Here is a 22716-nt window from a genome sequence, read left to right as displayed (position 1 = left end):
TGTTCCCCGTGCGGACCCGGTGGTAGACCGGGGGAGGACCTCCCGAGGAGGGCACATGGCCGTGCCGAAGACCGAGCTGATCGACCGCGCCGCCGCGCTGGCCGCGGAGTGCGACCGGCCGGACCTGCAGCGCCGGCTGGACGAGGTGCGCCGGCGGGTGGAGCGCCCGAGCGTGCGGGTCCTCGTGGTCGGCGAGCCGAAGAAGGGCAAGAGCTCGCTGGTCAACGGCCTGGTGGGCGCGCCGGTGTGCGCGGTGGGCGAGGACGTCACCACGGTCGTCCCCACCGTGGTCGCGGGCGGCACCGAGCCACGAGCGGAGCTGGTCCACGCCGTCGACGGCGCGCCGGGCACGGGAGAGGCTGTCCGACGGGAACGGGTGCCGCTGTCCTCCCTGGCCTCCCGGCCGCCGGACCCCGACGACGAGCACCGGCCGCTGCGCATCGAGGTCACCCTGCCCCGGCGGGTGCTCGACGGCGGGCTCGAGCTGGTCGACACCCCGGGTCCGGGCGGCATCGGCGCCGTCCCCTCGCTGTCCGCGCTGGACCTCGTGCCCGGGGCCGACGCCGTCCTGGTCGTCACCGACGCGACGCAGGAGTTCACCGCGCCGGAGATGGCGTTCCTGGAGCAGGCCGCCGCGCTGTGCCCCACCGTCCTCCTCGCGATCACCAAGACCGACGTCGCGCCGGGGTGGCGGACCGTGGCCGAGCTCGACCGGCGGCACCTGGCCGACCGCGGAGTCGAGGCGCCGGTGTTCCCCGTGTCCTCCGCCCTCGCGCTCCTGGCCGCCCAGCAGGGGGACGCCGAGCTGCGCGAGGAGTCGGGGCTGGGGGCACTCGTCCAGCACCTGCGCGAGCAGGTCGTCGCCCGCGCGGAGGCCCTGGCCCGGCGCTCGCTGGCGCACGACGTCGCCACGGTCACCCAGCACCTGCGGCTGGCCACGCGCACCGAGCTCGCCGGCCTGGAGGACCCCGCATCGCAGGACGCGCTGGTCCAGGACCTGGAGTCGGCGCGGGCGTCGGTGGACCAGCTGCGTCGTCGCTCCTCCAGGTGGCAGCAGATCCTGGGCGACGGCGTGACCGACCTGATGGCCGACATCGACTACGACCTGCGCGACCGGTCCCGCGTCGTCACCCGGGAGGCCGAGGAGGCCATCGACGCGGACGATCCGGGCGCGCTCTGGCCCGAGTTCAGCAGCTGGCTGCAGCAGCGCATCGAGATAGCCGTCGCCGACAGCTTCGTGTGGGCCGAGCAGCGCTCCCGGTACCTGGCCGACCAGGTGGTCGAGCAGTTCGCCCGCGACGGCGGGGCGGCGCTGCCGGAGCTGGCCATCGGCGAGGCGACCGACGTGCTGGCCGCCGTCGTCGACCTGCCGGAGATCGACGACGGCTACCTGCGGCTGCGGGAGCGGTTCCTCATCGGCGTACGCGGCTCCTACACCGGCGTGCTCATGACCGGGCTGGCCACGAGCCTCGCCGGCATGGCCCTGATCAACCCGATCTCCCTCGCGGCCGGCGTGCTGCTCGGGCGCAAGGCCTACAACGACGACAAGGCGCAGCGCCTCCAGCGCCGGCAGGCGGAGGCGAAGTCGGTCGTCCGGCGGCACGTGGACGAGGTCGTCTTCCAGGTGGGCAAGCACCTCAAGGACCGGCTGCGCGTGGTCCAGCGGACGCTGCGGGACCTCCTCGGCGACACCGTCGAGGAGATGACGCAGTCGCTGACCGACGCCGTGCGGGTGGCCCAGCGGACGACCAAGGAGGCGGCCGGCGAGCACGCCGCCCGCCTGCGGACGCTGCGCCAGCGGCTCGAGCGCATCGACGCGCTGGCCGCCGAGGCGCGCCGACCGGCCCCGACGTCGCCGGCACCGACGTCCCCGGCACCGGCCCGCGCGTCGTCCGCACCACCCGGCGCCACCCGCCCGCTCACCGCGGCCGGCGGACCGCCCCGATGACCGGGAACCCGGCCGTGTGCGACCTGCTGGCGGCCACCCTGGACGCCCGCCGTGGGTACCCGCAGGTCGCCGCCCGGCTGGCCGACCACCGGGCGAGGCTCGACTCACCCGTGCGCATCGCCCTGGCCGGCCGGGTGAAGGCCGGCAAGTCCACCCTGCTCAACGCGCTCGTGGGTGTCCGCATCGCCCCGACCGACGCGGGCGAGTGCACCCGCCTGGTCACCGTCTACCGCCACGGGCAGTGGCCCCGCGTCGCCGCGCACACCGCGGACGGGGAGCGGCACCTCCCCGTCCACCGGGTCGCCGGAGGGTTGCGGCTCGACCTCGCGGGTCTGGACCCCGCCGACGTGGACCACCTGCGCGTCGACTGGCCGACGGCGGGGCTGGCCGAGGCCACGCTCGTGGACACCCCGGGCATCGCCTCCCTGTCCACGGATCTCAGCGCGCGCACGAAGGGGTTCCTGGAACCCGGCGACGCACAGCCGGGCGCCGACGCCGTCGTCTTCCTGACCCGCCGGCTGCAGGCGGAGGACATCGAGGTGCTGCGCGCCTTCCAGGAGCGGACGGGGTCGCGCGCCACCACGATCACCGTCCTGTCGCGGGCGGACGAGATCGGCTCGGGGAGCCTCGACGCGTTGCAGCGCGCCGCCGAGGTCGCCGGGCGGTGGGCCGCGGACCCGGCCCTGGCCGAGGTCGCCCCCACGGTCCTCCCGGTCACCGGCCTGCTGGGCCTGGCCGGGCGGACGCTGCGGCACGGTGACTTCGTCGCCCTGCGGAGCCTGGCCGGCACGCCCCCTGCGGACCTGCAGCCGCTGCTGCTGACCGCGGACCGGTTCGGCCGCCCGGACGTCCCGGGCGGGGTGGCGCAGGCGGTACGCCGGACGCTGGTGGAGCGCTTCGGGCTCTTCGGGGTCCGGCTCTGCATCGTCCTCGTACGGGCGGGGATCGACAGCGCGCAGGCCCTGGCGGACGAGCTGGTGCGGCGCAGCGGCCTCGAGGAGCTGCACCGCCGGATCACGGTGGACTTCACTGCGCGCGGCGCCCAGCTGCAGGAGGGCTCCGCGCTGGCCGCGGTGGAGTGGGCGCTGCGGACGGCGCCGGCCGACGACGACGGGCAGCTGTGGGCGGAGCTGGAACGCCTGCGCCTGGCCCGGCACGTCGTGGAGCTCTCCGCCTGCCATCCGGGCGGCGCCGTGAGCCGGCTGCCCGAAGAGCTCCGGGCGGAGGGAGCCCGGCTGCTCGGTGCGGACGGTGGCAGCCCGGCAGCGCGCCTGGGGATGCCGGCCGGCGACAGCACGCCCGACGCGCTGCGGACCCGCGCGGGCGAGACGCTCGACCGCTGGCAGGCGCACGCGGCGGACCCGCTGGCCCCGCGCACCGTGCGGGACGCGGTGGCGGCGGTCGTGCGGTCGCTGGAGTCGGTGCTCGCCGAACTCGACGCCGGATCTCCAGCCGACGCGGTACCTCCAGCCGACGCGGTGCCCTCAGCCGCGGCCGGGACGCAGCCACTGGCGGGATGACGGCCAGAACAGCGCCACCAGCGCCGCCACGACCAGCCCCGCCTGCACGACCAGGGCGCTGCGGTCCAGCTCGGCCCCGCCGGAGACGACGCTCTGCGCGACGTCGTCGGCCACCAGGACGAGCAGACCGGTGCCGAGCAACGGCCACCGTGCCCACGCCCGCCGGCGGAGCACCAGGGCCGTCCAGACGAGCAGGGCCACGCTCAGGACCGTGACGGACCCGAGCACGAGCCCTGTCGTCGCGGCCACCCCGTCCGCGATCGCGTCCGCCGGGAGATCCGGGTCCGCCTCGGTCGCCTCGGCGGTGAGCTTCGCCCGCAGCGCCTCGCGGTCGGCGAGGGCCCCCAGCACGCCGGCGCCCCCGGCGACCGCGGCCAGGACCCAGCCGGCGGCCGAGAGCCGCAACGACCAGGGGCGGGGGGCCACCGGCGTCCGCGCCGGCGGTGCGAGCCGGCTGGTCACCTGCGGCCGCGGTGGGGGGCCGGCGGTGGGTGCAGGGAGGGGCTGCTTGGGCACCCGCGGCCGGACGACGCCCTCGGACGGCGGCGACGAGCGGGCCCGGTCGGCCTCCGGGTCGGCCACGGGCTCCACCTCCGTCGGGCTCGACGTCCTCGCAGGGTGGCACCCTCGCACGGCCCCGAGACCGTCCGCGAGGGAAACGCGGGATGTCGCGGCCCGTGTCGATCACTTACCGGTTCTGGCCTCTTGCGGTCAGTGACCGGTGAACTGCGCGGGTCGCTTCTCCAGGAAGGCCGCCACCGCCTCGCGGTGGTCGGCGGTGCGCCCGGCCACCTGCTGCAGCCGCGCCTCGAGGTCCAGGGTCTCCTCGAGGGAGTCCGTCGCCGCCGTGGCCAGGACGGTCTTGATCGCGCGGTAGGCCACCGTCGGACCCGACGCGAGCCGGGCGGCCAGGGCGTACGCCTCCGCCCGGACCTCCTCGGCCGGCACCACGCGGTGCACCAGGCCCCAGTGCGCCGCCGTCTCGGCCAGGAAGGGCTCGGGCAGCAGCAGCAGCTCGGTGGCGCGGGCACCACCCACGCAGTGCACCAGCCGCGAGGCCACCGCCGAGTCGCTGGACAGGCCCACCCCCGCGAACGCCGTGGTGAACTTCGCGCCGGCCGCCGCCACCCGCAGGTCGCCGGTGAGCGCCAGCCCCATGCCGGCGCCGGCGCACGCGCCGTTGATGCCCACCACGAGCGGCACCGGCAGCCGGGAGAGCGCCAGGACCAGCGGGTTGTACTCGTCGACGAGCACCGCGAGGGGCTGGTCGGGCTCCTCCGGTGGCCCTGCCGGCGCCTCCCGGCGCGCGCGGGACTCGTGCAGGTCCTGGCCCACGCAGAAGGCACGCCCGGTGCCGGTCAGCAGCACCGCCCGCACCGACTCGTCGGCGGCGATGTCGCGGACGTACCCGAGCAGCTCCTGGCGGGAGGCAGAGGACAGACCGGGCCGCAGCATGGTCAGCGTGGCGACGCCGCCGGAGTCCTCCCTGGTCACGGTCTCGGCCATCGTCGTCCGCCTCTCGCGCGCTGTGGTCCGGGCGCCGGACCGCCCCCGTGGGCCCACCCTGCCACGCCGGTGGTCCAGGTCACGGTGCCGGCCGGAGGGTGGCGCACGACGGATCGACCGCGTCCGGGGTGCGCCTGCACTGCGGCCGTCCGGCGGGGCTCCGGTACGGCACGTCAGCGGCGGTGTCCGCCCCGCCCGCCGGGGATCCGGGCGACGACGCACACACGCTGAGCAGCCGCCGCGCCGGGCGCGCCGGGATGGTCGCGGGCGTCACGTCCGCCGGCCGAGGGCAGGGGCCGGCCCGCGGGCGACCATGGGATCCGGCCCTCGCATGTGTAGACCCGGCCGGGTCTGGACACCGTGGGGGGCGGGGAGCGGTCGCACCGGTCCCCGGTGCATCAACCGGACGTTGACGAGGAGTGGCCCCCGTGGTCGAACCAGGACGACGGTGCCTGGGCGACCGGTACGAGCTCCACCAGATGATCGCCGCCGGCGGCATGGGCCAGGTCTGGCGCGCGACGGACATCGCCCTGCACCGGTCGGTGGCGGTGAAGGTACTGCGCAGCGAGTACACCGGCGACCCGAGCTTCCTCGCCCGTTTCCGCGCCGAGGCGCAGCACGCGGCGTCCCTGAGCCACCCCCACGTCGCCGCCGTCTTCGACTACGGCGAGGAGACCGCCCAGGACGGCACGGGCGAGACGCTGGCCTACCTGGTGATGGAGCTCGTCGAGGGCGAGCCGCTGTCGGCCCTGCTGGCCCGCGAGGGCGCCCTGGACCCCGACACCACGCTGCGCCTGCTCCAGCAGACCGCCTTCGCCCTCGCCGAGGCCCACCGGATGGGCCTGGTGCACCGGGACGTCAAACCCGGCAACATCCTGGTGCGGGACGACGGCAGCGTGAAGATCACCGACTTCGGCATCGCCTGGTCGGCCCGCAGCGTCGCCCTCACCCGCACCGGCCAGGTGATCGGCACCCCGCAGTACCTCTCGCCCGAGCAGGCCGAGGGCCGGCTGGCCACGCCGGCCAGCGACGTCTACGCGCTCGGCCTCATCGGCTACGAGTGCCTGACCGGCCACCCCGCCTTCGAGGGCGACAACGCGGTCACCATCGCGCTCAAGCAGGTCCAGCAGGAGCCCGAGCCCCTGCCCGGCGCGCTGCCGCCCGGCGTCCGCACGCTCATCTCCCGCGCGCTGGTCAAGAACCCCGCGGCACGGATCCCCGACGGCGCGGCCTTCGGCGCCGCCATCGACGACGTCCTGGCCGGGCGCGAGCCGGCGGAGGTGCCGGCGCCCCCGACCCAGCAGGTCGACGCGCTGCCCCTCCCGTCCGGCGACGGCGCAGGGCCGACGACCGGGACGACCGTGCTCGGCCCGCCCGCCCCGCGGCGCGGTCGCCGGTTGGCGACGGCCGTGCTGCCGCTGGTGGCCCTGCTGGCCGGCGCGGGCATCGCGGCCGGGGTGCTGCAGACGATCTCCGACAGCCCGCCCGCGTCCACGGCGGTGGCGGCCGAGCAGCGGGACAGCGCGAGCGTGCTGCTCAGGGCCGGGGACCACGTCGGCCGCCCGGTCGACGAGGTCGCCGAGGAGCTCACCGCGCTGGGACTGGTCGTCGAGCTGAAGGCGGAGCCGTCCGCAGCCGTCCCGGCGGACCAGGTCACCGGCATCTCGCCGACCGGCCGGCAGCTGCGTGCCGGCGACGTCGTCGTCGTCCGCTACGCCGTACCGCTGCCGCGGACTCCGGAGAGCACGGGCGGCGGAGGTCCGCGGGAGGCCCGCGTCACCGACGCCGCCCCGGAGTCCGACGTCCCCGCGGGCGGGGACGCGGCCGAGGCGCCCGTGTCGTCGGAGCCCACGCTCCAGGCAGGGCAGCCCAGCGCGACGCCGACGGAGCCCACCGGGGAGCCGCTGCCCACGGTGACCCCCACGGAGCCGACGGAGCCGACGACCCCGACGGAGACCTCGACCCCCACACCGACGGAGACCTCGACGCCCACGACGACGGGGTCCTCGACGCCCACGACGCCGACGACCCCCTCGACCGGTCCCAGCCAGACCTGAGGTCCCTCGTACGGAGGACGGCGGTCGCGCCGACGGCCCCGGCCGGGTAGGACGAGCACGGAACGCGAGGTGAGGCCGGTGGCGGAGCCCGGACGGCGGCTGCTCGGCGGCCGCTACGAGCTGGACACCCTGCTGGCCACGGGCGGGCAGGGGCAGGTCTGGCGCGCCCGCGACACGGTGCTGTCCCGGCCGGTCGCGGTGAAGGTGCTCCGGAGCGAGTTCACCGGCGACCCGACCTTCATCGCCCGCTTCCGGGCCGAGGCCCAGCACGCCGCGCTCGTCGTCCACCGGCACATCGCCGCGCTGTTCGACTACGGCGAGCTCGACGACGCGCTCACCGGGGAGCGGCTGGCCTTCCTGGTCATGGAGCTGGTCGAGGGGGAGTCCCTGGCCGACCTGCTCGCGCGCGAGGGGCGGCTGCCGGCGTCACGCACCCTGGCGATCCTGCGGCAGGCCGCCGACGCCCTGGCCGCGGCGCACGCTGCCGGGCTCGTCCACCGCGACGTGAAGCCGGGCAATGTCCTCGTGGCCGCCGACGGCTCGGTGAAGCTGACCGACTTCGGCATCGCCGTGTCGGCCTCGAGCCTGCCCCTGACCCAGACGGGCCAGGTCGTGGGCACCGCGCACTACATCTCACCGGAGCAGGCCGAGGGGCACCGGGCCCGAGCGGCGAGCGACGTCTACGCCCTCGGGCTGGTCGGCTACGAGTGCCTGGCCGGGCGGCGTGCGTTCGACGGCGAGAACTCCGTGCAGATCGCCCTGAGTCACCTCCGGGACACGCCCGACCCGCTGCCCGACGACGTCCCGGAGCAGGTGCGGGTGCTGATCCGGCGCGCCACGGTCAGGGACCCGGCGCGACGGCTGCCGGACGGTGCGGCCTTCCGGGACGCGATCGACGACGTGCTCGCCGGCCGGCGGCTGTCCCCGCCGGCGCCGGACACCAGCCCGCTGCCCACCGGGCCGATAGCCGGCCGGGGGCGTCGCCGCACGCGCGTGCTGGCCCCGCTGGCCGCGCTCCTCGTCGGTGCGGGCCTCGGCGTCGGCGCGCTGCAGATGGCCCTCGACGCCCCTCCGGCTCCGGCGGCGGGGGCCGACACCGCCGATACCGTCCTGCTGGTCGCGGCCGACCACCTGGGACGACCGGTCAGCGAGGTGGAGGCCGAGCTCGGCCGGCTGGGCCTGCGGGTCGAGCGGGTCGCGGACGACACCGCGGACGGGGCGGCCGGCGCCGTCACCGCTCTGGGCCCCACGGGTGCGCTGGAACGCGGGACGCTCGTCCGGGTCACCTACGCCACGGGCCGGCCGGAGGCTCCCGCTGCGGGCGGTCCGGAGGTCTCCGACGTGACCTCGGAGGCGCCGGCACCGGCGTCGCCCGCACCGGTCGTGGTGCCCCCGGGCGCTCCGGCCGCGGGCGCACCCGGCACCGCTCCGCCGGCCGAGGCCCCAGTGACCGGCCGGCCGGCTGCCGAGCCACCACCGGCGCCGGCGGGCGGGAACGGCAACGCCCGCGGCAAGGGGAACGGCAACGGGAACGGTGCCGCCCAGGGGAACGCCGGCCGCGGCAGGGGCTGACCGTCCGGCGGCTCCCCGATCAGCTCCGGCGGCCCGGACCGGTCCAGAGGGCGCCACCCAGGCACGCCAGAGCAGCGGTGAGCAGGAAGCCGCGGTCGGTGGCGACGACGGGCAGCACCACGAGGACCCAGAAGACGGCGAGCCCGACCAGCCCGCCAGCGGCGATGCGCCAGGCGGTTCCCGCGCCGATCCGCCGGCCGCCGGGCAGCAGCGAGGCGGAGGCGGCGAGGCCCAGCGCGGTGCAGGCGGTGGCGAAGGCGGACCACAGCGGGATGTCCGACCAGAACGACTCCCCGCCGAACCGCAGCGCCAGGCCCACCTCCAGCAGGACGAGGGAGGCCAGCACCAGCCCCAGGACGACCAGGGACGACCGGTCGGGCGTCCGCCGGGCCGGCGGCTCGGCGGCGTCCTCGAGCATCGGGACCGGCCCGGTCACCAGCGAGTCGGGCCACCCCGCCGCGGGACCCGGCTCCTGCGGCGGGGGCGTGGACGCGGGCGGCGCTGCCGCCGGCCCGACGGCGGTCGCTCCAGCAGCGGTCGCTCCAGGATGCGGGGGAGCCCCGGGCAGACCCGGGACGAAGCCCACCGGTCCGGTCGCCTGCACCGTCGGCACGGGCGCCGGGCTGGTGGCCGCAGGGTGCGGCGGCAGCTGCGGTGCGGGCGCCGCCGGTGCGACGACCGGGATCTCCTGCGTGCGCGGTGGCGCGGTAGCCGCGGGCTCGGCCGGCGGCTGGGCGTCGTCGGGCGGCTGAGGGTCGGTCGGGGAACTCACGGGCCCTCCCTCGCAGCGTTCGGCCGGCCGTGCGGCCGGTCCGTCCCAGCACCGTATCCGGGCGAGTGCTCCGGGCGGGCCGGGCGCACCGGCAGCCGCCGTCCTAGGGTCGGGCGGGTGAGCATCCGCGCCGGCATCGTCGTCACCGGTACCGAAGTCCTCACCGGGCGCGTCGCCGACGCCAACGGGCCCTGGCTCGCGGAGCGGCTGCGCGAGCTGGGCGTCGACGTCGGCCACGTCGTGGTCGTCGGCGACCGCCCCGACGACCTGCATGCCGCCCTGGCCTTCCTCGCCGGCACCGGCGTGCCGCTCGTCGTCACCACGGGCGGCCTGGGCCCCACGGCCGACGACCTCACCGCCGACGTCGTCGGCGGGTACCAGGGGCGCCCCTCGTCGGTCGATGAGGCGCTGGAGCAGCGGATCGCCGCCGTCGTCGAGCGGCTCATGGCGATGCGGGGCTGGCGGGCCGACGCGGAGTCCACCGCGGCCGGGGTGCGCAAGCAGGCCCGGGTCCCCGACGGCGCCACCGTGCTGGACCCGGTGGGCACCGCGCCCGGGCTGGTCGTCCCGCCCGCGGAGGGCCGGCCGGGGCCGGTCGTGCTGGTGCTGCCCGGGCCGCCGGGGGAGCTGCGCGGCATGTGGCCGGCCGCGGTGGCCAGCGGACCGGTGGCCGCGCTGCTGACCGGCGCCCCGGAGCTGCGCCAGGCCACGGTGCGCATGTGGGGCACGCTCGAGGCGCAGCTGGCCGCCACGCTCCGCGACGCCGAGCCCGAGCTGGGCGGTCTGGAGATCACCACCTGCCTGCGCGAGGGCGAGCTCGAGATCGTCACCCGGTACGCCCCGGACGCCCAGCCGGCCTACGACCGGCTGGTCGAGGTGCTCACCGAGCGGCACGGGGACACCGTCTTCTCCACCGGGCCCGACCTGGACGCCATCGTGGCCGACGCCCTGTCCGGCCGGGGCCTCACGATCGCCACCGCCGAGTCCTGCACCGGTGGGCTGCTCGCCGGCCGGCTGAGCGCCCGCCCCGGATCCTCCGCCCACCTCCTGGGCGGGATCACCGCCTACGCGAACAGCGCCAAGGAGGCGCTGCTCGACGTCCCGGCCGACCTCCTCGCCGGGCACGGGGCGGTCAGCGCCGAGGTCGCCGCCGCCATGGCCGACGGCGCGCGGGCCCGGTTCGGCGCCGACGTCGGGGTGGGCATCACCGGCGTCGCCGGGCCCGATGGGGGCACGGCGGACAAGCCGGTCGGGACCGTGCACGTGTGCGTCGTCGGGCCGGACGGCCGGGTCGCCCGCGCCCTGCGGCTGCGCGGCTCCCGGACGGCCGTGCGGGAACGATCCGTCACGATGGCGCTGCACCTGCTGCGCGAGCTGCTTCTGGGCGGTCCACCGGCGTGACGGGCCGGCCGGACCTCCGTGGGCGGTCAGCCGGACGGACCGGGTCAGGAGTCGAGCGCGGGCGGCCCGCCAGGGGCGGCCGCCTTGCTGAGGGGTGCCCCGTCCAACCGTGCGTGCACGACGAGCCGCTGCTCGGCGGAGTACTTCGGATGGCAGGTGGTCAGCGTGAGGTAGGCGTCCGACGGCGCGGCCGTCGTCGGTCCACCCGGTGTCGGCGCGATCACGTCGACGTCGCCCGGGCTGACGATCTGCTGCCCCGGGATCCCGCTCGGGTCGCTGCCGAAGTCCCCGGTGGCCTGGTCGCCGAGCACCCGGTAGGTGAACCAGTCGCTCCCGGTCTCGACCACGATGGCATCCCCGGGACGCAGCCGGTCCAGATCCACGAAGGGTGAGCCACGGCCGACCCGGTGACCGGCCACCGCGAAGTTCCCCTGCTGCCCCGGCATCGCGGTGTCGATGTAGTGCCCCGGCCCCTGGTCGAGCTGGTCCTGTGCCGTCCCCTCCACGATGACGCGTGAGTAGTCGTTCCCGAGCGCCGGGACGTGGAGCACTGCGAACGGCTCTCCGACGTCCACCCGGACCGACTCCGCCGCGGGGCCTGGGGCGGGAGCGGGCGCGCTCTCCGGTGCCACCACGGTGGGTGCGTCGGCGGGCGGCACAGTGGTGGGTGGTTCGTCCGCCCACTGTTCCTCGATCTGCTGGGTGAGCTGGTCCTGTGCACGGGCGGCGAGGAGGTCCGTCGCCCACAGTTCGTAGACGACGAAGAGCAGGGCGACCAGCCCGAAGGTCATCAGCGTCTGGCCGATGCCGCGGCTGACAGTGCGCACCAGGTCGCCCCGTCGACGAGGTGCCCGCACGCGGGTCTCCCGCGGCGGCGCGTCGAGCTCGGCTTCGTCGCTCACCACGCACTCCCGTCTGCCGATGGCCCTCGATGGAGCGGACGCCGCCCGTTCGGAAGGTCTCCGTGCGGGCGACGTCCGAAGGTGGTGCCCGGCCCGCCGCCGTGGGTGGTTCCGGCGGCGGGCCGGTGGATCAGACCGCCGCGGTTGCGGTGCGGCGACGGCCGGCGAGGGTGAGCGCGCCACCCGCGCCGAGGGCGATCAGGCCCAGGGTGAGCGGGACCGAGGTCTCGGCACCGGTGTAGGCGAGCTGGCCCTTGGGCTGTGCGGAGGTGTTCATCGCCGCGGACCGGTGGGCGGCCGGAACGGCCACCTTCGTGGAGGCGACGTGGACGGCGTGGGCCGGCTTGTGGTGCTGGGCGACCGGGTGCACGACGTGAACGGGCTTGTGGCCGGCCGGCTTCTCGCCGTCCGTGCCGCCGTTGTTGCCGCCGTTGTTGCCGCCGTTGTTGTGGCCGTTCCCGCCGTTGTTGTTGCCGACCGAGGCGTTGCCCGAGTTCTCGACGGTGCCGCCGTTGGCGTGCTGGTCGATCGAGTTCCCACCGCTGTTGACGATGATGTAGCAGTCGATGTTGATCGTGGTGGTGTTCTCGCCGGCGTTGGCGATGCAGGTGAGGTCACCGCTGTTGCCGCCGGTGATGATGCCGGCGTTGTTCGTGCCGCCGCTGGCGTCGGTGTCCCCGCCGGTGGCGGTGTTGTTCTCCTCGTTGGAGACGTCGACGACGTTGGTGTTGGTGCTGTCCGAGGTGCTCGAGCCAGAGGTGGAGCCGCCGTCCTCGTCGTCGTCGGTCTCGACGGTGGAGGAGCTGGTGGTGGTGGAGTCGATCACCGCGGTGCCCGAGGCGCCACCGCCGCCGGAGGAGGGCGAGACGCCGGCGTTGCCGGAGTCGCGGACCGTTCCGCCGTTGGCGTGCTGGTCGATGGAGTTGCCGCCGCTGTTGACGACGATCGAGCCCTCCACGTCGGTGTTGCTGTCGCTGTCGTCACCCTCGCCGGAGGTGGAGGAGCTGGCGTCGACCGAGCCGCTGTTGCCGAGGGTGGCGATGCCGGCGTTGTTGTTGCCGCCGCTGGCGTCGGTGTTCCCGCCGGTGGCGGTGTTGTTCTCCTCGTTGGTGACGACGACGGTGTTGCTGTTGTCGCTGGTGGACTCAGCCGAGCCACCGGTGCTGCCGCTGCCGGAGCCACTGGTGTCCTGGGCGCTGGTCGTGTCCGAGACGATGGCTGCGTTGCCTTCGGCGCCGGTGTCGGCGCTGGCCACTGCCTGGCCGAGGAAGAGCATTCCTCCGGCCATACCTGCGATGGCGAGTCCGTTGCGCACGGAGCGATTCATGACGTGGATGTCCTTCGTGTCGTGTGGTGTGGGAGTGGTGCGGAGTGGAGTGCTGCGCGCCGCAGGGCCATGGATGGGCGCGTGGGAGATGCGCGGTGGACGAACCGCGACGTGGAACGGATGGCGGAGCAGGAGACGAGGCTCAAGGCGACCGCACCGGGTCGTGATGTGCCCCCCGTGGCACACCGGGACGGGTGCGGATCCGGGTGGCCGGAGCTCAGTCGGGTCGGGTACCGCGGTCGGCGACCGGGCCGCCGATGGAGCCCTCGAGAGGGGCGCTGCGTCCGGCGCTGAGGGCCAGGACGAGATCGACATGCGTGGCCGGGAGCACGACGGAGGTGTGCGAACCGCCCCCTGCGGAGCCGCCCTGACCGGCGCCGTTCGTTGCGCATCCCGTGGGCGCACCGGACGCCGCCGGAGCGGCGGGGGCCGGAGCCGGGAGCGGGAGGGGAGCGACCGGGTGGGTGGGCTGGGAGGGGTACTGGCCCGCATCCACCAGCACCTGTGGGGCGGGAGCCGGAGCCGCAGCGGCGACCTGACGGACCGCCACCGCGGTGCGGGACGAGGGGGCCGCGGCCGACGTCTCGACATCGGCGGCGGCCGCGGTGGCGGGGGCCGCGGCGGGATCCGCGACCGGGGTCGGCGCGGGCGTGGCAGCCGGAGCGGGCCCCGGGGACGCAGGGGGACAGTTCTCGCCGGTGTCGACGGCGGGTCCGGCGCCTGCGTCCTCCGCGGCGGACGCTCCGCACGACGAGGCGCCGGCGGTGGGTGTCGCGGCCACCGCGGGCGTCGTTCCCGTGGTGGCCTCCGAGACGGTCGAGACCGTCACCGTGGCGCCCTCGGTCGTGGTCGTGGTCGTCGTGGTGGTGGTCGTGGTCGTCGTGGTGCTGGACGGCGTCGCGCTGTCGGTCGTCGTCGCGGAACTGTCGTCCCGGGTGCTCGTGCTCGTCGTCGACACCGTGCTGGTCGTCGACACCGTGCTGGCCGTCTCGGCGGACGACTCGTCCCGGTCGGTGGTGCCCGGAGCCGCGTCGGTCCCGGCCTGCTCGTCCGTCGCGTCCGCGGGCGGGGCCGTCTGCTCCGCCGGCGCGCTCGGGACGGATTCTTCGGCGCGTGCGGTGTCGGCGGCCACGGCCAGCCCGGCGTAGAGCCCGGCGCCGAGGAGCCCGGCGGCCAGCGTGCGGCGGAGCCAGGGACGCCCGGCAGCGGGCAGCACGCGCCCGTCGTCGACTCCTGGGCGGTCCGTCACGCGGCGGACGTTAGGAACTGGTCCGTCTCGCGGCCAGTCCGCTCGGCCCGGCGAATCTCGGTCATCGGTGTGTCTTGAGTCACACACGATCGGGTGAATACGCACGGTCACGTCCGAATGTCCTCGCCGGTCCCGTGCGGCCGCCGCGGTGCCGTGCGCGGCGAGACCTCGACCTCCGGGCGGGGTGACGACGACGCGTGTCCAGCGCGCCCGGGCGGGGCACCTCCGGGCCGTGACCACGCTGACCCTGCACGCGACCGGCACCGCTCCACCCGCCGAGGTCTGGGAGCGGTACGCCGTCCCCGCCCGGTGGCCGGGGTGGTCGCCGCAGATCACCGGCGTGGAGCTCCCGGCGCACCGGCTGGCCCCGGGCCTCTCCGGGCGTGTCCTCGGCCCCTTCGGGCTGGCCGTGCCCTTCACCATCGAGGACGTCGACGAGGCCGCCCGGCGGTGGTCGTGGCGGGTGGCGGTCGGGCCGCTGGGCGTGCGGCTGCTGCACTGGGTCGCCGAGGGTCCCGGGGGCGGGACGACGACCGGGCTGCGGCTCTCCGGACCGGCTCCGCTCGTCCTGGCCTACGCCCCCGCCGCCCTCCTGGCCCTGGGGCGCCTCGTGCGCGCCTGACCCGCTCCTGGCGGGCGCAACGGGGGCCGCGATCGCGCCCGGCTGGATTACCGTGCCGTCATGCCCGCCACCCACGAGGTCACCAACCAGGTGCCGCCGCTGGCCGGCCACGACCCGATCGCGGGCGACGCCGCGCTGGCCGAGGCCTGCGTCCGGCACGCCGACCGGGCGACGCTGGACTCCCTCGCCGGGCTGGGCCGGCTGGCCGGCAGCGAGCAGGCCCAGGAGTGGGGCCGTCTGGCCAACGAGAACCCGCCCCGGCTGCGCACCCACGACCGCTACGGCCACCGGATCGACGAGGTGGAGTTCCACCCCGCCTGGCACGAGCTCATGCGGACCGCCGTGGAGCACGGCCTCGCCGGGGTGCCCTGGCGCGCCTCGGCCGCGGGGGACGCGCACGCGCACGTGCGGCGGGCGGTCGGCTACCTCGGCTGGACGCAGGTCGAGATGGGGCACGGCTGCCCCACGACCATGACCTACGCCGTCGTCCCGGCCCTGCGCCGGACGCCGGAGCTGGCGGCACGCTTCGAGCCGGGGCTCACCGCGGCGGCCTACCAGTTCGGGCTGGCCGAGCCCACCGGCAAGCGGGGCCTGATCGCCGGCATGGGCATGACCGAGAAGCAGGGCGGCTCGGACGTCCGGGCCAACACCACGCGCGCCGTCCCCCAGCTCGACGGCACCTACCGGCTGACCGGCCACAAGTGGTTCACCTCGGCGCCGATGAGCGACCTGTTCCTCGTCCTCGCGGTGCTCGACGAGGGGGTGTCGTGCTTCCTCGTCCCGCGGGTGCTGCCCGACGGGACGCGCAACGTGTTCCACGTGCAACGTCTGAAGGACAAGCTCGGCGACCGGTCGAACGCCTCCAGCGAGGTGGAGTTCGACGGCACGACCGGCTGGCTCGTCGGCGAGCCCGGACGTGGCGTGCCGGCCATCATCGAGATGGTCAACATGACCCGCCTGGACTGCGTCCTGGGCTCGGCGGCGACGGTGCGCGCAGCCCTCACCCAGGCCGGCCACCACGCGCGGCACCGATCGGCCTTCGGGGCGCTGCTGGCCGACCAGCCGCTCATGCAGAACGTGCTCGCCGACCTCGCCGTCGAGAGCGAGGCCGCCACGGCGCTGGCCGTCCGGCTGGCCGCGGCCGTGGACGCGGGGGAGACGGCGTTCCTGCGGCTCGCGGGGGCGGCGGCGAAGTTCTGGGTGTGCAAGCGGACGCCGGGCGTCGTGGCCGAGGCGATGGAGGTGCTGGGCGGCAACGGCTACGTCGAGGACTCGGGTCTCCCGCGGCTCTACCGCCAGTCGCCGCTGAACTCGATCTGGGAGGGCTCGGGCAACGTCATCGCGCTGGACGTCCTGCGCGCCCTGGGGCGTTCGTCGGAGTCGCTGGCCGCCGTCACCGCGGAGCTCGAGCTGGCGCGCGGCGTGGACGCCCGGTTCGACGACGCCGTCAAGCGCCTCTCCGCCGAGCTCGGCGACCCCGACCGGCTGCCGCTTCGGGCGCGCCGGATCGCCGGGCTCCTGGCGCTGTGCCTGCAGGGCTCGCTCCTCCTCCGGCACGCGCCGGCGCCGGTCGCGGACGCCTTCTGCGCCTCCCGTCTGGGAGGCGACTGGGGTGCCGTGCTGGGCACCCTCCCGGCCTCCACGGACGTCGCGTCGCTGGTCAGGCGCTCGTCGATCGAGGCCCCCGGCTGAGGGCCCCGCAGGCAGTAGTCTCGGTAGGCCGGAGCGCGGGCCCCACCCAGGAGGGCGGGGACGGTCCGGCGCCGGGATCCGTGCACACAGGGGTCCTGGGGCCAGGGGGACGGAGAGCGGGGAGCGTGGCTTCAGACGACGGGGCGCGACCGGTCCGACCGGACCTGGCCGCCGCGCCCGACGCCGTCTTCCGGCTCGATCTCGAGGGCCGCTTCACGTACGTGAACGCCGCCGCCGAGCTGCTGCTGGGGCACGGCGTCGACGAGCTGATGGGCCGCCGGGCCCGGGACCTGTTCCCGGCCGCGGTGGACACCCTCGCCGCGGAGCGGTACCAGCAGACGCTCGCCGACGGCTGCGCCCGGGAGTTCGACTACTTCTACGAGCCGCACGGCCGCTGGTACGAGATCCGGGTCTTCGCCGATCCGCCCGGGATCTCGGTGTTCTTCCGGGACGTCGACTCCCGGCACCGGGCCGATGCGGAGCGCGACGCGGAGCTGCGGCGGCTCACCTCGGTGCTGGAGGCGCTGCCCTCCGCGACGGTGCTCCTGGACGAGGACCGGCGCATCCTCACCGCCAACCGCGCGTGGATCACCGGCCGGACGCAGCCCGTCCAGTCGGCCGGGGTCCCCGGCAGCGACTACCTCGCCGCGATCCGGCCGGGGCTCGCGCCCGCCGACGCCGAGACGATCGAGGCCGGGATCGGCTGCCTGCTCGAGGCGCCGGCCGGATCGGCGGCGGCCGGCTTCGAGCACGAGTACCCCCGGTCGACTCCCACCACGACGGGCTGGTTCCGCCTCCAGGCGTCCCGGGTCGAGCAGTCGCGCCGGATCGTGGTGACCCATACGGACATCACCGAACGGGTGCGCAGCGAGCAGGCGCTGGCCTGGCGGGCGCGGCACGACGACCTGACCGGGCTGGCCAACCGCGGCACCCTGCTCGACCTCACCGCCGAGGCGCTCGCCGACGGACCGTCCGACGACGGTGCCGGCGCAGCCCTGATCGTGCTGGACCTGGACGGGTTCAAGACCATCAACGACTCGCTGGGCCACGGCATCGGCGACCAGTTGCTGCGCCAGGTGGGCCACCGGCTCGCCGGCGCACTCCGCCCCGGTGACGCGGTCGGCCGGCTGGGCAGCGACCAGTTCGTCGTGCTGGCGCGCGGGTGCCACGTTTCGGACGCCGCGGACCTCGCCTTCCGCCTGCAGGGCACCTTCACCCGGCCCTTCCCGGCATCCGGCATCTCGGTGCCGCTGTCGGCCAGCGTCGGTGTGGCGGTCGCCCAGCCGGAGGCGCGGGACCCGCACCAGCTGCTCAGCGATGCCGACGCGGCGATGTTCGCGGCCAAGAGCATGGGCCGGGACCGGGTACGGCTGTTCTCGCCCGGGCTGCGGGAGGCCGCCCGCTGGCGGCTGGAGGTCGCCACGAGGCTCCGCGACGAGGCGATCGACCAGCTGGTCGTCTACTACCAGCCCGTCGTCCGCCTCGACACCGGTGCGGTGGAGGGCGTCGAGGCGCTGGTCCGCTGGCAGCACCCCGAGCGCGGGCTCCTCGGCCCGGACACCTTCCTCTCCGTCGCCGAGGAGACGGGGCAGATCATCCCCATCACCCGGTGGCTGCTGCGCGAGACCACCCGTCGCGCCGCCGCGTGGGCTGCCGAGGGGCTGCCGCTGCGCATGTCGGTGAACATCAGCGCCCGGCACTTCTCGGCCGAGACCCTGGTCCGCGACGTGCGGCTGGCGCTGCGCGAGTCGGGCCTGGCCCCCGACCAGCTGGTGCTGGAGCTGACCGAGACCAGCGTCGCCGAGGACCCGACCCGCGCCGAGGACCAGCTCACCGTGCTGCGCCGGGCCGGCGTCCGCATCGCCATCGACGACTTCGGCACCGGCTGGTCGTCGCTGGCCCAGCTTTTCTCGCTGCCCATCGGGACGCTGAAGATCGACCGGTCGCTGTTGGTGGCCGCCGAGCAGGTCACCGGCGGCGAGGGCGGCGCCGTCCTGGCCGCGATCGTGGCGCTCACCCGGACGCTGGGCATCCGCTCGGTCGCCGAGGGCGTCGAGACCGTCGACCACCTGCGGATGGTGCGCGAGGCCGGCTGCGACATGGTGCAGGGATGGCTGCTCGGGCACCCCATGCCGGCGGACGAGCTGCCGGGCTGGCTGCGCCGGGTGCAGGAGGCGGGAGGCGACGCCTGCGCGCTGGCCGCGGCCCGCACCCCGGTCACCACCGCTCCGTGAGCGCCCGTCGGATCACCCGACGGGCGACGGCGCCGGCCGGACCCCCGGCTGCCCTCCGGCCGTCCCCACCCGCACCGCCGACGGCGGACCCGGGCCCGGCGGGGCAGACTGCTCCCGTGCTGGACAGTCCCCCCTCCTCCGCCCCGGTCGACGACGACGTCCGGGATCCGCTGCCGGCCGACGCCGCCGGCTCCGGCGAGAGCCGCCCGCGGCCTGCGCTGGACCTGCTCATCTGGGACGCCCCGAACATCGACATGACCCTGTCGACGGTCATCGGCGCCCGGCCCACGGCGGCGTCCCGGCCCCGCTTCGACGCCATCGCGGCCTGGTTCGTGGCCGCCGCCGGCGATCCGTCGGCCGCCGGGCGCGACGGCAGCGCGCCCGACGTCGAGGCGTGCGTCTTCGCCAACATCCCGCCGGTGCCGGGCACCCTGCAGCGCTGGGTGGAAGCGCTGCGGGGCTTCGGGTACGCGGTGTTCGCCCGGCCCAAGACCTCTCCCGACGACGACATCGACCAGGACATGCTCGACCACATCGCGGTCCGGGCGCACAGTCACCACCTGCGCCGGCTGCTGGTCTTCTCCGGTGACGGCCGGAACTTCGCCGAGCCGCTGGAGGACCTGGCCCGCCAGGGCACCCAGGTGGTCGTCGTCGCCTTCAGCGAGGTGGCCGGCTACGCGATCAGCTCCGACCTCATCCAGTTCATCGACATCGAGGACGTGCCCGGCGCGTTCACCGAGCCGCTGGACCGGGTGCGGCTGGACGCGCTGCCCGCCGACGGCGCCTGGCTGCGCCCGACGCGCAGCCTGCGGGACTTCGTCAGCTCCTACACGGCACGCCGCACCTGAGGGCACGCGCGCGCGGAACGGCGGATACCGTTCCCCACCGCGGGCGCCGGCCGATCGGGCGCGGCTCCGTGCGCGTGCGCGGACGAGAACGGAGATCAGCATGACGAGCGTTCCTGGCGTCGACCACCCCGAGGAGCAGTCCGACGCCGACGTCACCCTCGCGGCACGCGGCATCTCGGTGAACTCGCGGGTCGAGTTCGTCGGGGACGGCGTCATCGTGGTCCGGCCCTCGGCCGGTGACTACGTCGGGCAGTCGGTCGTCGTCCCGGGCGACGCCGTCGAGATCTACTGGAAGGCCGCCGAGACCCGTCGGGCAGTGCCCGCCGACGTCCTCGAGGTGGAGACCGGCACGATCGTGCGCTGGCGGCTGAAGGTCACCGGTCCCGCCGAGGACAGCCAGCGCAGGACGGCGGTCCGCGGTCGCGTCGTCCTCCCGGTCACGGCCGGCCACGGCGCCGTCGAGCTCGCCGGGGAGAGCGTGGACGTCAGCGAGAACGGGATCCGCGCCCAGTTCGAGAGCTTCGGGGTGCTGCCCGAGGCCGGGGCGTCGCTGGACCTCTCGGTCATGCTCGAGGACGGCGAGCTGCGCACCAAGGCGGAGGTCGTCCGCGCCCAGGCGCGGGGCGCCCGCTGGCTGATGTCGATCCGTTTCGTCGGCATCCAGGAGAAGGACCAGGACCGGGTGCGCCGGCGGGTGTTCCAGGCGCTGCGCGAGGAGCGCGCCAAGAGCATGGAGTGACGTCCGGCCCTACTCGCGGCGGATCTCGCCGGAGCGGGGCTCGGGGAGGCGGTCGCGCTGCTGACCCTGGGGGGACTCCGCCCGGCCGGACGGCAGCCGCGCCCACACGTGCTTGCGGCCGGGGCGCTCCTCCCAGCCGTAGGTGGTCGACAGCTGGGTCACCAGGTGCAGGCCCATGCCGCCGAGCGCCGGGTCGCGGTCGACGGCGGGGACCGGCGGGCGGTCGGGTGCCTCGTCGCTCAGGTCCAGCAGCCAGCCCTCCGGGCCGGCCACCACGAGGGCTCGGACGTCGCCCCCGCCGTGCCGGAGGGCGTTGGAGGCCAGTTCCTCGAAGACCAGCAGCAGCCCGTCCCGGGCGTCCTCGGTGGAGGCCGAGGCCACGGAGGGGTGGGCGATCCGCGCGCGCAGATCCGACCGCACCCGCGAGACGACGTGCATCGCCTCCAGCTGCCAGTGCCACACGTCGCCGGGGACCGACGGGACGGGCGCGGAGGGCCACGTGTCCCGGGCCGGCTCGTCGGCCATGGCATCTCCCTCGCGTCTGCTTCGCAGGGTGGCCGGGGGGTCCCGGCCGCGCCCCATCCTGACCGATAGGGCCTGGACGCGCGAAGGGGGGCCGGGCACGGCGGTCTGAGCAGGCAGACTGTGCCCATGGACGCGCTGTTGCGGGAGCTGAACCGGGTGACCTTCGTGGGCCGGACGCTCACCGAGGTGCTGACCGACATCACGCGGATCGCCACTGCCGGGATCCCCGGTGCCGAGTCGACGTCCATCACACTCCTGAAGAACGACAAGCCGTTCACCGCGGCCCACCACGGCGACATGGCGCTGGCAGCGGACGAGCTGCAGTACGAGAAGGGCTACGGGCCCTGCATGGACGCCGGCCGGGGCGGGGTGCTGCTGCGGATCGACGACGTGCAGGCCGAGGAGCGCTGGCCGGACTACGTGGCGCACGCCCAGGAGGTCGGTGTCCGCAGTTCTCTGTCGGTGCCGCTGCCGTACCAGGGTTCGAGCATCGGGGCGCTCGACATCTACTCCACGAGAGTGGCGGCCTTCGCCGGCCCCGAGGCGCTGGAGGCGGGGCTGGAGACGGCTGAGGTGGTGGCCGTCGCGGTCGCGAACGCCGACGCGCACTGGCAGCTCTCCGAGCAGACCCGCAACATGCGGATCGCCATGGAGTCCCGGGCGGTGATCGAGCAGGCGAAGGGCATCCTCATGGCTCAGCGGCACCTCACCGCCGAGCAGGCGTTCGAGGTCCTGCGCGGGGCCTCCCAGCGGTACAACCGCAAGCTCCGCGACATCGCCGCGGGCATCGTGGAGTCCACGCAGGAGAGCTAGCCCGGCAGCACCTGTCCGTCGAGCCGCGACAGCCGCGACACGAGGAACTCGACGGCCGCCTCGCTGTCGACGGTCTCGGCCACCTCCACCGCGGTGGGGGACGGCGAGACCGACCGCCGGTCGACCAGCGTCTGCCCGCGGCCGGCGCCCAGGGTCGTGTCGACGACGACGTCCCGGCGGACGGTGCCCAGCGTGCCGGGCGCGATGGCCTCGGTGAGGGCAAGCGCGTCGTGCACGACGACCCCGGGGACGCCGTAGGCGTCGCGCGCGTGGTCGAGGTACTGCTGGAGGATGGCGGCGGCGGTCGCACCGACCGGGCCGGCCGCGGCGAACCGTGCGATGCCTTCCTCGGACAGCACCGTGGGCAGCGTGACGTCCAGGCCCACCATGACCGTGGGGACGGTCGAGCCGAAGACCGCCGCGGCCGCCTCCGGGTCGGACCAGATGTTGAACTCCGCCGCCGCGGTGACGTTCCCGCCGCGTGCCGCCGAGCCGCCCATGACGACCAGCCGGTCGATGCGGGCCGCCGCCTCGGGGTAGACGGCCAGCAGCAGCGCGATGTTCGTGAGCGGCCCGATGGCCGCGACCGTGACCGGCTCCGGCGAGCCGGCGAGCAGCTCCGCGAGGGCCACCACCGCGGGGCGTGGGTCGAGCCGCGCCGGCGAGGGCGGCAGCTGCACGCCGCCCAGCCCCTCCGCGCCGTGCACGTGGCCGGCCCGCTCGGGCTGCGGGTGGATCAACGAGGCCCGGGCGCCCACCGCGACCGGGACGTCGGAGCGGCCCGCGAGCTGCAGCACCCGCAGCGCGTTCTCCGTCGTCAGCGCGAGGTCGACGTTGCCGTGCACCGTGGTGACCAGCCGCAGGTCCACCTCGGGGCTGGCCAGCGCCAGCAGAATCGCCAGCGCGTCGTCGATGCCGGGGTCGGTGTCGATCACCAGGGGGATGCGGGTCACCCCGGCATCCTCGCAGTGGCCCCGCCCCGGCGAGGA

At 75.7% G+C, this 22716-nt stretch carries 19 protein-coding genes; 12 read left to right on the top strand and 7 right to left on the bottom strand.

Annotated features, from left to right (window positions below; genetic code table 11):
• Positions 1–55 precede the first annotated feature (55 nt).
• The gene (locus BLS70_RS21530) at positions 56–1948 is read left to right on the top strand and encodes a dynamin family protein (protein WP_091770552.1); all 1893 of its coding nucleotides are present in this window, start codon (positions 56–58) and stop codon (positions 1946–1948) included.
• The gene (locus BLS70_RS17425; protein WP_091770550.1) at positions 1945–3468 is read left to right on the top strand and encodes a dynamin family protein; all 1524 of its coding nucleotides are present in this window, start codon (positions 1945–1947) and stop codon (positions 3466–3468) included. Before BLS70_RS21530 ends, BLS70_RS17425 begins: the two co-directional genes overlap by 4 nt.
• On the opposite strand, the gene BLS70_RS17420 is transcribed toward BLS70_RS17425, so the two are convergent.
• Positions 3433–4050 (bottom strand): hypothetical protein, encoded by a 618-nt coding sequence (locus tag BLS70_RS17420; RefSeq protein ID WP_143030445.1) that lies wholly within the window; start codon positions 4048–4050, stop codon positions 3433–3435. The two genes, BLS70_RS17425 and BLS70_RS17420, sit on opposite strands and share 36 nt — an antisense overlap.
• Before the next feature lie 129 nt (positions 4051–4179).
• Positions 4180–4974: an enoyl-CoA hydratase-related protein gene (locus BLS70_RS17415; RefSeq protein WP_091770546.1), complete on the bottom strand. Its 795-nt coding sequence runs from the start codon at positions 4972–4974 to the stop codon at positions 4180–4182.
• Between the two features lie 428 nt (positions 4975–5402).
• On the opposite strand from BLS70_RS17415, the gene BLS70_RS17410 reads away from it, so the two are divergent.
• Both BLS70_RS17410 and BLS70_RS17405 read left to right on the top strand, forming a co-directional pair.
• Entirely contained in the window at positions 5403–7031 is a 1629-nt protein-coding gene (locus BLS70_RS17410) for a protein kinase domain-containing protein (RefSeq protein ID WP_255362548.1), read from the top strand.
• A gap of 78 nt (positions 7032–7109) precedes the next feature.
• Positions 7110–8603, top strand: a complete 1494-nt coding sequence (locus BLS70_RS17405; RefSeq protein WP_091770544.1) for a protein kinase domain-containing protein — start codon at positions 7110–7112, stop codon at positions 8601–8603.
• 19 nt (positions 8604–8622) lie between these two features.
• On the opposite strand, the gene BLS70_RS17400 is transcribed toward BLS70_RS17405, so the two are convergent.
• Positions 8623–9375: a hypothetical protein gene (locus BLS70_RS17400; protein ID WP_091770542.1), complete on the bottom strand. Its 753-nt coding sequence runs from the start codon at positions 9373–9375 to the stop codon at positions 8623–8625.
• A gap of 117 nt (positions 9376–9492) precedes the next feature.
• On the opposite strand from BLS70_RS17400, the gene BLS70_RS17395 reads away from it, so the two are divergent.
• A complete protein-coding gene (locus BLS70_RS17395; RefSeq protein ID WP_091770540.1) occupies positions 9493–10776 on the top strand; it encodes a competence/damage-inducible protein A in 1284 nt (427 codons plus the stop codon).
• A gap of 44 nt (positions 10777–10820) precedes the next feature.
• Here the strand turns inward: BLS70_RS17395 and BLS70_RS17390 are convergent, their stop codons facing one another.
• The gene (locus tag BLS70_RS17390) at positions 10821–11678 is read right to left on the bottom strand and encodes a class E sortase (RefSeq protein WP_255362547.1); all 858 of its coding nucleotides are present in this window, start codon (positions 11676–11678) and stop codon (positions 10821–10823) included.
• Between the two features lie 130 nt (positions 11679–11808).
• On the bottom strand, positions 11809–13005 hold the full coding sequence (locus BLS70_RS17385) for a hypothetical protein (protein WP_143030444.1): 1197 nt from the start codon (positions 13003–13005) through the stop codon (positions 11809–11811).
• 764 nt (positions 13006–13769) lie between these two features.
• Here BLS70_RS17385 and BLS70_RS20560 point away from each other — a divergent pair.
• The 6 genes from BLS70_RS20560 to BLS70_RS17355 all read left to right on the top strand — a co-directional run bounded on the left by BLS70_RS20560 (position 13770) and on the right by BLS70_RS17355 (position 20389).
• Positions 13770–14153 (top strand): hypothetical protein, encoded by a 384-nt coding sequence (locus BLS70_RS20560; RefSeq protein ID WP_143030443.1) that lies wholly within the window; start codon positions 13770–13772, stop codon positions 14151–14153.
• Between the two features lie 333 nt (positions 14154–14486).
• Entirely contained in the window at positions 14487–14876 is a 390-nt protein-coding gene (locus BLS70_RS17375) for an SRPBCC family protein (RefSeq protein ID WP_176946470.1), read from the top strand.
• A gap of 60 nt (positions 14877–14936) precedes the next feature.
• The gene (locus BLS70_RS17370; RefSeq protein WP_091770534.1) at positions 14937–16568 is read left to right on the top strand and encodes an acyl-CoA dehydrogenase family protein; all 1632 of its coding nucleotides are present in this window, start codon (positions 14937–14939) and stop codon (positions 16566–16568) included.
• A gap of 125 nt (positions 16569–16693) precedes the next feature.
• A complete protein-coding gene (locus tag BLS70_RS17365) occupies positions 16694–18802 on the top strand; it encodes a putative bifunctional diguanylate cyclase/phosphodiesterase (RefSeq protein WP_255362546.1) in 2109 nt (702 codons plus the stop codon).
• Between the two features lie 116 nt (positions 18803–18918).
• Positions 18919–19650: an NYN domain-containing protein gene (locus BLS70_RS17360; RefSeq protein WP_255362545.1), complete on the top strand. Its 732-nt coding sequence runs from the start codon at positions 18919–18921 to the stop codon at positions 19648–19650.
• A 100-nt stretch (positions 19651–19750) separates the two neighbouring features.
• Positions 19751–20389 carry a PilZ domain-containing protein gene (locus BLS70_RS17355; protein WP_091770530.1) on the top strand — a complete coding sequence of 213 codons (639 nt, stop codon included), beginning with the start codon at positions 19751–19753 and terminating at the stop codon, positions 20387–20389.
• A gap of 9 nt (positions 20390–20398) precedes the next feature.
• Here the strand turns inward: BLS70_RS17355 and BLS70_RS17350 are convergent, their stop codons facing one another.
• Complete coding sequence (locus BLS70_RS17350; protein WP_091770528.1) at positions 20399–20914, bottom strand: ATP-binding protein; 516 nt, start codon at positions 20912–20914, stop codon at positions 20399–20401.
• A 126-nt stretch (positions 20915–21040) separates the two neighbouring features.
• On the opposite strand from BLS70_RS17350, the gene BLS70_RS17345 reads away from it, so the two are divergent.
• A complete protein-coding gene (locus BLS70_RS17345) occupies positions 21041–21727 on the top strand; it encodes a GAF and ANTAR domain-containing protein (protein ID WP_091770526.1) in 687 nt (228 codons plus the stop codon).
• Here the strand turns inward: BLS70_RS17345 and BLS70_RS17340 are convergent.
• Positions 21724–22680 carry a nucleoside hydrolase gene (locus tag BLS70_RS17340; RefSeq protein ID WP_091770525.1) on the bottom strand — a complete coding sequence of 319 codons (957 nt, stop codon included), beginning with the start codon at positions 22678–22680 and terminating at the stop codon, positions 21724–21726. The two genes, BLS70_RS17345 and BLS70_RS17340, sit on opposite strands and share 4 nt — an antisense overlap.
• Positions 22681–22716 lie beyond the last annotated feature (36 nt).

Source organism: Blastococcus aurantiacus, assembly GCF_900102425.1.
In the GTDB taxonomy this organism is placed as follows: Bacteria; Actinomycetota; Actinomycetes; order Mycobacteriales; family Geodermatophilaceae; genus Blastococcus; species Blastococcus aurantiacus.
The sequence above is the reverse complement of the archived record's forward strand: the minus strand, read 5'-3'. Positions and strand labels throughout refer to the sequence as shown.